The sequence below is a fragment of the Curtobacterium sp. MCBD17_030 genome (assembly GCF_003224255.1).
Lineage (GTDB): Bacteria > Actinomycetota > Actinomycetes > Actinomycetales > Microbacteriaceae > Curtobacterium.
In genome coordinates this window covers 19,755-30,742 of sequence record NZ_QKLI01000010.1, presented here as the reverse complement: position 1 = coordinate 30,742, position 10,988 = coordinate 19,755, and the positions used below count along the sequence as shown (strand labels likewise).

General features: G+C 73.2%; 7 protein-coding genes. 5 read left to right on the top strand and 2 right to left on the bottom strand.

All coding sequences use genetic code 11. The annotated features are described in order from the left end of the window. Positions 1-59 precede the first annotated feature (59 nt). From DEI89_RS10325 to DEI89_RS10305, 5 genes are all read left to right on the top strand, one after another. Positions 60-998 (top strand): aldose 1-epimerase family protein, encoded by a 939-nt coding sequence (locus DEI89_RS10325; RefSeq protein WP_110903968.1) that lies wholly within the window; start codon positions 60-62, stop codon positions 996-998. Further along, on the top strand, positions 977-2,524 hold the full coding sequence (locus DEI89_RS10320; protein ID WP_110903967.1) for an anthranilate synthase component I family protein: 1,548 nt from the start codon (positions 977-979) through the stop codon (positions 2,522-2,524). The genes DEI89_RS10325 and DEI89_RS10320 overlap by 22 nt, the downstream gene beginning before the upstream one ends. Positions 2,525-2,604: 80 nt before the next feature. After that, the gene (locus DEI89_RS10315; protein ID WP_258368841.1) at positions 2,605-3,429 is read left to right on the top strand and encodes a hypothetical protein; all 825 of its coding nucleotides are present in this window, start codon (positions 2,605-2,607) and stop codon (positions 3,427-3,429) included. 47 nt (positions 3,430-3,476) lie between these two features. Further along, positions 3,477-5,138: a DNA polymerase Y family protein gene (locus tag DEI89_RS10310; protein ID WP_258366520.1), complete on the top strand. Its 1,662-nt coding sequence runs from the start codon at positions 3,477-3,479 to the stop codon at positions 5,136-5,138. 13 nt (positions 5,139-5,151) lie between these two features. Next, positions 5,152-8,628, top strand: a complete 3,477-nt coding sequence (locus DEI89_RS10305) for an error-prone DNA polymerase (protein ID WP_110903966.1) — start codon at positions 5,152-5,154, stop codon at positions 8,626-8,628. A gap of 75 nt (positions 8,629-8,703) precedes the next feature. Here the strand turns inward: DEI89_RS10305 and DEI89_RS10300 are convergent, their stop codons facing one another. After that, entirely contained in the window at positions 8,704-10,221 is a 1,518-nt protein-coding gene (locus DEI89_RS10300) for a cell wall metabolism sensor histidine kinase WalK (protein ID WP_110904029.1), read from the bottom strand. Between the two features lie 7 nt (positions 10,222-10,228). Continuing rightward, the gene (locus tag DEI89_RS10295) at positions 10,229-10,906 is read right to left on the bottom strand and encodes a response regulator transcription factor (RefSeq protein WP_110903965.1); all 678 of its coding nucleotides are present in this window, start codon (positions 10,904-10,906) and stop codon (positions 10,229-10,231) included. Positions 10,907-10,988: the final 82 nt, after the last annotated feature.

Here is a 10,988-nt window from a genome sequence, read left to right as displayed (position 1 = left end):
CCGTACTCCACTGGCGTCCCGATCGCCGCCCGGACGCGGTGCCCCGCTACGCTGAGCGCATGAGCAGCGCTGCGCCCCGGTCCGGAACCCAGACGTCCATCGCCTCCGACGGGTACACCGCCGAGATCGCGAGCGTCGGAGCCACCCTGCGCGCACTGCGGCACGACGGCCGAGACCTCGTCACCACGTTCGACGCCGACGACGTCCGCCCGGTCTTCCGCGGCGCCGTGCTCGCCCCCTGGCCGAACCGCGTCGTCGACGGCCGGTACACCTTCGACGGGGTCGAGCAGGAACTCGCGCTGACGGAGCCGAAGCGCGCACACGCCCTGCACGGTCTCGTGGCCTGGACCGACTTCGCCGTGCTCGAGCAGGACGCCGACCGGGTCGTCCTCGCCACCACCGTGCAGCCCCAGGAGGGCTACCCCGCCCGCGTCGAGGTGCGGGTCGAGTACCGCCTGGACGCCGACGGTCTGCACACCACGATCACCGGGACGAACACCGGGGACGACCGGGCACCCTGGGGGACCGGTCCGCACCCGTACCTCGTCGCCGGCGCGGGCACGGTCGACGACTGGACGCTGACGCTCCCGGCAGCCGAGGTGCTCGAGGTCACCGAGGACCGCCTGATCCCGACCGAGCTGGTCCCCGTGCACGACGAGTTCGACCTCCGCCTGCCGACGGCGATCGGCGCCCGCTTCATCGACCACGCCTTCACCGGCTTCGACCGTGACGCCGAGGGCACCGCCACGATCACCGTCACCGCGGCCGACGGGCACGGCGTGCGGGTCGCCTTCGGCAGGGACTGCGGGTGGGCGCAGGTGCACACCGCCGACCACGTCGTCCCCGAGTACCACCGCTCCGGCCTCGCCGTCGAGCCGATGACCTGCGCCCCGAACGCCTTCAACGCCGACGCCTTCGCCGGTGACGTGGACGCCGGACTCGTCGTGCTCGAGCCCGGCGACGCGCACGCTGCCGCGTGGACGATCTCGGCGGTCTGAGCGTCACGGTGGACCGTCCCGCGGGCGTACCGCGGATCGCGGTCCAGCGGCTCGCCGACGTCCCGGACCTCGGCGAGCTCGCCCGTCGCAGCACCGCCGACCTGGCCTGGCTGGACTCGGCGCTGCCGGTCGACTCGCCCGCAGCGGCGGCCCGCCGTGCGGCGTGGTCGGTCCTCGCCGTCCCGGACGGCCCCTTCGCCGCCTGCCTCCGGCACGAGGACCGGATCGCCCACGTCACGGTGTCGGGGTCGGCCGCCCGGTGGTTCGGGTCCAGCCGGGTCGAGAGCCGACCGGCCTTCGCCGTCCTCGACGAGCTGCTGCGCCGCACCCCGACGCTCGACGAGCCGTTGCCGGGGTGTGCGTTCGCCCTCGGCTGGGTGGGCTTCCTCGGCTACGAACTCGGTCGCGAGGTCGACGGACCCGACCGGACCGCTGACGGACACCCCGACGCCGACCTCCGGTTCGTCGACCGGGCCGTCCTGGTCCACGCGGACGGCTCCTCCTGGGCGATCGCGCTGGTGGACGACGACGCGCCGACTGCCTCGGATGCGAACCGGGCGTGGCTGGCGGAGGTGCGCGCGTCGGCGACGCGAGACGACGTCACGGTGGAACGCCCGGGCCTCCCGGCCGGGGACACGGTCGTCGTCGGGCGCGTCCTGGAGGCCCGCGGTCGCGTCCGCCGCGTCGCCCACGAGCACGCGGTGGACGTTTGTCGACACGAGATCCGCGAGGGCAACGCGTTCCAGGTGTGCCTGACGACCGCCTTCTCGGTGCCGGACGCCCGACCGAGCCGCGACGGCGACCGGTACCTGGCGGAGTACCGGCGCGTGCGCGAGGGGGACCCGGTCCCGTTCGGCGCGTACCTGCGCTGGGGCGACCTGCGGATCGCGAGCCGTTCGCCGGAGCGGTTCCTGCGGATCGACGCCGACGGGAGCGTGCTCGCCGAACCGATCAAGGGCACCCGTCCCCGTCACCCGGACCCGGTGGCGGACGCCGCGACACGCGCGGAGCTCTCCGACAGCGCGAAGGACCGCGCCGAGAACGTGATGATCGTCGACCTGCTGCGGAACGACCTGCTGCGGACGGCACGCCCGGGCACGGTGCGCGTGGAGCGGCTCTGCGACGTCGAGACCTACGCCAGCGTGCACCAGCTGGTGTCGACGGTCGCCGGGGTGCTGCCGGAGGGCACCTCCCGGGCCGAGGTGGTGCGTGCCGCGTTCCCACCGGGGTCGATGACCGGCGCGCCGAAGCGCAGCGCGACGGCGATCGCGGACCGCCTCGAAGCGGCGCCGCGCGGGGTCTACTCGGGGGCGATCGGGTACTTCTCGGCGAGCGGAGCGGTCGATCTGTCGGTGGCGATCCGGACACTGGTGACGGTCCTGCACCGGGACGGCCGCGTGCGGTCCCGGTCCCTCGGGGCCGGCGGCGCGGTGACGTGGTCCTCCACGGCGGCGGACGAGGCGGACGAGGTCGAGACGAAGACCCTGTCGGTGCTCGGGGGGATCGGGGCAGTGGCGCGCTGGTGATCGTCGGGTCCTGAACCGATCGAACGGGTGTTCGAGCGGTTGTCCACCGGATGTCGGTGCCGGTTGACATGATCGAACGCATGTTCGAATATGAGGGCATGCAGACGGCGGCGGCACTCCGGTCGCCCGATGAGCGTGGCGACCGCGGACGCGGGGACCGGGAGTACATCGGGCGGAACGGTGCTGCCCGGGCTTCCGACCACGTCGGTGCAACTCGTGCGGCGCTCGACCGGATCACCGCACTGCGCTCCCGGGTCGCCGACATGGAAGCGACCCGCGTGGACACCGAGGGGCTGCCCACGGCCGATGCCCTCGCGCCGCTGTTGCCCGGCGGCGCCATCCGCGCCGGTGGCACGTACTCCGTGCCGGAGTCGGTGCTGCTCGCCCAGACCATGCTGCAGGCGGCCTCCGCGGCCGGAGCCTGGTGCGCCGTGGTCGGGGTGCCGTCCTTCGGCGTCGAAGCCGCCGCCGCGGCCGGCATCGACCTGGAACGACTCGTTCTGGTGCCGGACCCGGGCGACCAGTGGCTCGCGGTCACCGCGGCGCTCGCCGACGTCGCGCAGATCGTCCTCACCCGGCCGCTCGGCCGCGTGGTGCCCGGTGACGTCGCCCGGCTCTCCGCACGCCTCCGCCAGCGCGGGGCCGCCCTCGTCGCACTCGGTTCCTGGCCCGGCGCGGACGTCACCCTGCGGGTCGCCGAGTCGCACTGGAGCGGCATCGGCCAGGGACACGGGTACCTCACCGAACGCCGGGTGACCGTCACCGCCTCGGGTCGGGCCGGAGCAGTCCGGCCGACCAGCACCGAGCTGCTGTTGCCCGCGGCGGACGGGTCGGTGCGTGCGGCGGTCCCGGTGGCGGCCTCGGCCGGTGGGCGGGCCCTGCGTCCCGTGGCGGTGGCATCGTGAGCCCCCGCGGACGTCGGGCTCTGGCCGCCGGCCCACGTGGTGGTGCCGTGCTGCCGAATGTCGGGTCGTCCGGGGTGGGGCTGCCGGGTGCCGGAGCCGTCCGGGCCGACGCGCTCAGCCGTGGTGCCGGTCTGCCGGAATCCCCGCCGACCCGGACGATCGTGCTCTGGTGCCCGGACTGGCCCGTCATCGCCGCTGCCCGGGCTGCGGGCACCCCGCCCGAACAGCCGTTCGCCCTCATCGCGAAGGGCCTGGTCTTCGCGAGCTCCGCCTCGGCTCGACAGGTCGGCGTGGTGCGCGGACTGCGGGTCCGCGAAGCACAGGCACGTTGCACCGACCTGGTCACGCAGCCCTACGACGACGCACTCGACCACCGGGCGTTCGAGCCCGTCATCCGCGCGATCGAAGCCGCCGCGCCAGGGGTGGAGGTCCTGCGCCCCGGGACGATCGCGCTGCGTGCCCGCGGCCCGGCGCGCTACCACGGCGGCGAGCGGGCGGCCGCGACGATCCTGGCGGGCATCGCCGCCGACCACGGCGCACCCGGCGTGCGTGCCGGTGTGGCGGACACCCCGTTCGCGGCGGAGCAGGCTGCCCGGGCACGGCCGACCCGGCCGGGAGAGCGCGTCCGGATGGTGCCGGTCGGTGGATCGGGCACGTTCCTCGCCCCGCTGCCGCTCGGGGTGCTCGGCGACCCTGACCTCGCGATGGTGCTCGGCCGCCTGGGCCTCACGACGCTCGGCGACTTCGCAGCCCTCACCGACGAACAGGTGCGCGACCGCTTCGGCGTGCCCGGGGCATTCCTGCACCGGCTCGCCGGGGGTCGCGACCCGCGGGAGGTCTCCGCGCGGGACGTCCCACCCGACCTCGAGGTCCAGGCGTCCTTCGAGCCGCCGCTCGACCGCGCCGACCAGATCGCCTTCGCCTTCCGTCGTTCCGCCGACGAGTTCGCCGCGAAGCTCCGGGCGGCGGGGCTGGTGGCGACGACCATCCGCGTGGGCATCGTCGACGAACGGGACGTCCTGCTCGAACGGGTCTGGGCGCACCCGCGGTGGTTCGACGCCGCGGACGTGGTGGACCGGGTGCGCTGGCAGCTCGCCGGTGGGGTCGACCCGACCGGGCTCGAGGCTCCCGTGACCACGGTCGTGCTCGAACCGGTCGCGGTGGACGACCTGGCGAACCACGAGCGCGGGCTCTGGGGTTCCGGACCGGACGAGCGGGTCCACCACGGGCTGGCCCGGGTGCAGGGCATGGTCGGACACGACGGGGTCGTCACGCCCCGGATCGGTGGCGGGCGCACCCTGGCCGAGCGCATCGTGCTCGTGCCGTGGGGCGACACGCCGGTCGGTGGCGAGCGTGCCCTCGCGGTCGTGCGGGACCGTCCGTGGCCGGGAAGGCTCCCCGGGCCCCCGCCGGCGACGGTCCTCGAACGACCCCGGCCGGTGGACGTCGTCGCGGCGGACGGCGGATCCGTGGACGTCGACGACCGTGGCACCCTGACCGGCGAACCCGAGCAGTTCCGCTCCGACGGCGACCGCGGGGGACGGTTCACCGCCGTCACGGCCTGGGCGGGACCCTGGCCACTGGTCGTGCGCTGGTGGGAGTCCGGCGGGCGACGGCTGCACCGGTTGCAGCTCGTGGACGCCGACGGGCGTGCCTGGTACCTGGTCCTCGCCGACCACCGCTGGTGGGCAGAGGCGATCGCGACGTGAAGGACGGTTCCTGATGGGGTACAACAACCCGCCGATCCCGTGGTCGCAGTTCGAGCGCGCCCTCTCCGACAAGCGGAGCCCGGGCACGACCCCCGAGGGCGACGGTGGTGACAGCCCGGCCTGGTCGCGGAAGCGTGCGCCCTACCGACCGGCGGACCTCGCCGCGCCCGACGCGCCCCCGGCTGTCCCGTACGCCGAACTCCACGCGCACTCGACCTTCAGCTTCCTGGACGGCGCGAGCCCGCCCGAGCACCTGTTGGAAGAGGCTGCACGACTGGGCCTCCGTGGACTGGCGATCACGGACCACGACGGCTTCTACGGGGCCGCCCGGATGGCCGAGGTTGCCGAGACGTACCCGAGCATCATCACGGTCTACGGTGCCGAGCTGTCCCTCGGCCTCACCGAACCACAGAACGGCGTCCCCGACCCCGAGGGCTCGCACCTGCTGCTCCTGGCCGACGGGCAGGACGGGTATCACCGGATGGCCGGCGCGGTGACGGCCGCGCACCTCGCCGCGGGCTCCGAGAAGGGTCGGCCGCGGTACGACCTCGACGACCTCGCGGAACGCTCGGCCGGCCGGTGGCGGGTGCTCACCGGCTGTCGGAAGGGCAGCGTCCGTCAGGCCCTCGAACGCGGCGGTGAGAGCGCTGCCGAGCAGGCCCTCCGCGCACTGCTGGACCGGTTCGGCACCGGCAACGTGGTGGTGGAGCTCTCCGACCACGGTGACCCGCTCGACAGCGCCCGGAACGACGTCCTCGCCGTCCTCGCCGACCGGCACGCGCTGCCCGTCGTGGCGACCGGGAACGTGCACTACGCGACCCCGGACCGGTTCCCGGTCGCGACCGCCCTCGCCGCGGTCCGGGCCCGCCGCAGTCTCGACGAGATCGACGGGTGGTTGCCGGCGGCCGACACCGCACACCTCCGTTCCGGTGCCGAGATGGCGCGGCGGTTCGCGCGGTGGCCCGGAGCGGTGGAGCGGAGCGTGGAGCTCGCCGACGAGCTCGGGTTCGCGCTACGGATGGCGAAGCCCGGCTTGCCCGACCTGGACGTGCCGGACGGTCACACCCCGATGAGCTGGTTGCGAGACCTCACATGGCGCGGTGCGCGCCGGTTCTACCCCGGGGACGCCGACGGGGTGGACGCCCACAAGCGGGAGCGCATCGAACGCGAACTGTCCGTCATCGAGGACAAGGGGTTCCCCGGTTACTTCCTCATCGTCCGGGACATGGTGCAGTTCGCCCGGAGCCGGGGGATCCTCTGCCAGGGACGCGGGTCCGCGGCGAACTCGGCGGTCTGCTTCCTGCTCGAGATCACCGCGGTCGACTCGATCCGGTACGGCTTGCCGTTCGAACGGTTCCTGTCGTCGATGCGCGACGAGGAACCCGACATCGACGTGGACTTCGACTCCGACCGGCGGGAAGAGGTGATCCAGTACGTCTACGACAAGTACGGCCGGTTCAACGCCGCACAGGTCGCGAACGTCATCACCTACCGGCCCAAGGGCGCCGTGCGGGACATGGCGAAGGCGCTCGGCCACAGCCCCGGCCAGCAGGACGCCTGGTCGAAGCAGGTCGAGCGGTGGGGCTCGGTCACCGAGAGCCAGGACCACGACATCCCGGAACCCGTGGTCGACCTGGCGCAGCAGGTCCTCGGGTTCCCGCGACACCTCGGCATCCACTCGGGCGGGATGGTCCTGACCGACCGGCCGGTGGGCGAGGTCGTGCCGATCGAGCACGCCCGGATGGACGGCCGGACCGTCCTGCAGTGGGACAAGGACGACTGTGCCTACATGGGGCTCGTGAAGTTCGACATGCTCGGGCTCGGCATGCTCGCCGCGCTGCAGTACTCGTTCGACCTGGCCGCGGACCACTGTGGGGAGCGGTGGGACATGCACGCCATCCCGAAGGAGGAACAGGGCGTCTACGACCAGCTCTGCCGCGCGGACACGATCGGGGTCTTCCAGGTGGAGTCCCGTGCGCAGATGGGCACGCTGCCCCGGCTGCTGCCCCGACGGTTCTACGACCTGGTCATCGAGGTCGCCCTCGTCCGCCCCGGGCCGATCCAGGGCGGCGCGGTCCACCCGTACATCCGACGCCGCACCGGCGAGGAACCGGTCACCTACATGCACCCGGCCCTCGAACCCGTGCTGGAACGGACGCTCGGCGTGCCGCTGTTCCAGGAACAGCTCATGCAGATGGCGATCGCGGTCGGCAACTGCTCCGGGGACGACGCCGACCTGCTCCGCCGCGCGATGGGGTCCAAGCGTGGCCTCGAGAAGATCGACCGGCTCCGGGACAAGCTCTACCGGGGGATGGCGGAGAACGGCATCCTCGGCGAGGACGCCGACGCCATCTACGCCAAGATCCAGGCGTTCGCGAACTTCGGCTTCGCGGAGAGCCACTCGATCAGCTTCGCGCTCATCGTCTACGCCAGCGCGTGGATGCGCCTGCACTACCCGGGAGCGTTCCTGGCGGCGCTGCTCCGGGCGCAGCCGATGGGCTTCTACTCACCGCAGACCCTCGTCGCCGACGCCCGGCGGCACGGGGTCCGTGTGCTCCGGCCGGACATCCTGCGGTCCGAGGTCGACGCGACCCTCGAGCCGATCGACCACCCCGACCACCCCGATCGCCCCGACCGTTCCGCCGGTCACACGGGTCTCGCGGGTTCCGCCGCTCACGCCGCCGGCGGCCTGGGGGACGCGTGCCTGGCGACGGAGCAACCGCCCGTGCTGCCCTTCGACCGGGACGCCGAGGACGACACCGCCGCCCACCGACGGGACGGCGCGTTCGCCGTGCGACTCGGGTTGGCCGAGGTCGCCTCGCTCGGCCGACGCAGCGCCGAGCGCATCGTCACCGAACGGCGGGCGAACGGGCCCTTCACCGACATGTCCGACCTGGCCAGGCGGGTCGGCCTCACCACGGCACAGCTCGAGGCCCTCGCCGCCGCCGACGCGTTCGAGTCCCTGGGCATCGACCGCCGGGCCGGCATGTGGTCCGCAGCGCAGGCGGCGGCGGAGCGGGCCGACCAGTTGCCGGACACCCAGGTCGTCGTGCAGCCGCCGCTGTTCGGGCAGATGACGAGCGGGGACGTCCTCATCGCGGACATGTGGTCGACGGGCATGTCGACCGACGACCACCCGATGGGCCACCTCCGTCCGGAGCTGTCCGACCGTGGGGTGCTCAGCGTCGAGGACACCCGGACGGCGGAGACCGGTCGGCGCGTCGAGGTCGGCGGCATCGTCACGCACCGGCAGCGTCCGGCGACGGCGTCGGGTATCACGTTCCTCAACGTCGAGGACGAGTCCGGGCTGGTGAACGTCATCTGCAGCGTCGGCGTGTGGGGGCGGTACCGGCGGGTGGCCCGGGAGTCGCCGGCGGTCATCGTGCGGGGGATCCTGGAACGCTCGCCGGACGGCGTCGTGAACCTGGTCGCGGACCGGATCGAGCACCTGCCCCTCGCGGTCCGGACCCGGTCCCGGGACTTCCAGTGAGCGCGGCACTTCCCGTGAACGCGGAGCTCCCCGTGAGCGCGGGAGGCCCCGTGAGCGCGGCACTCCCCGGATTCGTCAGCGCGGAGGGTTCGGCGTGACCCGCACCTCAGGGACGCGGATGGTGACCTCGAGCCCGCCGGTCGGGACGTTGCGGAGGGTGGCCGAGCCTCCAGCCCGTTCGGCGACCGCGCGGACGATCGCGAGTCCGAGTCCGGAGCCGCCCGGCATCGGGATGCCGGGCACTGCGTCCGGGTCGCGTCGTGACGTGCGGGCCTCGTCGGGCCGGGTGAAACGGTCGAACGCGACCGGTACGAACGACTCGGGGACGCCGGGGCCGTCGTCGGTGATCTGCAACACACCCTCGCCGGGGGTGGTCCGCCAGGTGACGACGACGCTGCCGCCGCGGGGGAGTGCGGCGACCGCGTTGCCCGCGGTGTTCGTGACGAGTTGCGCCATCCCGCCGGTGTCGAGCCGGTACCGCGGTTCCACCGTGCCGCCGCCGATGCCGGGGCCCGAGCCACCGACTGCGACGGGCGGGTCGAGTTCGAAGTCGACCGTGACGTCCTTGGCGCTCGCGATGAGCCGGACGCGGTCGACGGCGGCCATGACCTCGTCGCCCAGGTCTGACCATGCGGTGGCCGTCTGCGGGGCGCCGTCCGCCGATCGGCGTTCCGACTCCTCGATGCGGGACAGGGTGAGCAGGTCGTTGGCGAGCCTCGAGAGCCGGGCGACGCTGTTCTTCGCGCGTTCGATGTGGGCGGCGAGGGCCTGGGCGTCGTCCCCGTCCAGGGACGCCAGGTCGAGCTGGGTGGTGAGGATCGCGAGTGGGGTGCGCAGCTCGTGGCTGGCGTCCGAAACCATCTGGCGTTCCCGCTCGGTGGCCTGGCGGGTCCGCGCGAGGAAGGCGTTCAGGGTCGTGGCGAGGGACGCCAGCTCGTCCTGCGCGGGGCCGACCGGCAGCTCGGCGCGCTCCGGGGCGACGGAGAGCCGTTCGGCCTCACGACGCATCCGGTTGACGGGACGCAGCGCCGTGGTCGCGAGCACCCACGAGGCGACGCCGAAGGCCACCAGGATCGCCAGTCCGGTGAAGGACAGCGTCGTGGTCAGGTCGTCGACGACGATCGCCTCGGCCTGCGAGTTGCGGGCGGCGACCACGGTCCAGCGTCCGGCCTGGTTCACCGGGTGTTCGACGACGACGCGGTACTCGGAGTCGCCGACGTCGATCACCGAGGTGCCGGCCGGGGTGGAGCGGAGACTGCCGAGCGCCTGTTCGAGGCGTCCGGGCATCGACGACAGGGTGATGTCGCCCGTGGGGGAGACCACCGCGACGAACTGGGCGTTGCCGGGCGGGGAGAGGTTCGGGTTGCTGTCGACCTCGAGCGTGGCGACGTACGGGTCAGTGTCGGCGTCGAGCAGGGTCTCGGTGGCCCGTGCGACGACGCTGACGACCTGCAGGCGCATCACGAGCACGAGCAGCGCGATGACGACGGCCGCGATCACCGTCGAGCCGATGGTGATGCGGGAACGCAGCGAGAGCGATCGCAGCGTCCACCGGGTCCGCCGCGCGGGTGCTGCCCCGTCCGACCGCGTCACGCGGTCGTCACGCGCCGATGAGGTCGAGTCGGTAGCCGCGGCCACGGACCGTGCTGATGGCGACGGTCGCCTCCTGCGCGACGAGCTTCTTCCGCAGGTACGAGATGTACTGCTCGACGACGTTCGGGTCGACGTGCTGCGAGCCGTCCCAGACCTCTTCGAGGATCTTCGGGCGGTCCACGACCGTGCCGACCGAGCGGGCGAGCAGCCGCAGCAGCGCGAACTCGGTGGGGCTCATGGCGACGCGCTGGCCCTTGATGGACACGCGGCGTGCTTCGGAGTCGATCGAGACGTCGCCGACCTCGATGGTGCGGGGAGCACCGACCGGTTCACGGCGGCCGAGCGCACGGAGCCTGGCGGTGAGTTCGGCGAACGCGAACGGCTTGGTGAGGTAGTCGTCGGCGCCGGCGTCGAGTCCGAACACCCGGTCGTCGACGGCGTCGCGTGCGGTGACCAGGAGGATCCGGACCGGGTCCTCCCGTTCGCGGACGCGTCGAGCGAGCTCGAACCCGGACATGCCCGGCATCATCACGTCGACCACGGCGATGTCGTAGGCCTGCTCACCGAGGGCGATCAGTGCCTCCACGCCGTTCTCGACCGCGGTGACGCGGTACCCCTCGGCAGCGAGCCCGCGCTCCATGAGCGCGCGCATCTCGTCATCGTCCTCGACCACCAACAAGCGCATCTGGACCTCCCGCGACCATCGTGGCACCGAACGGGGTCCGGCGGGCGGATCGGCGGGCGGCAGGCCTGAACACCGTCACAGC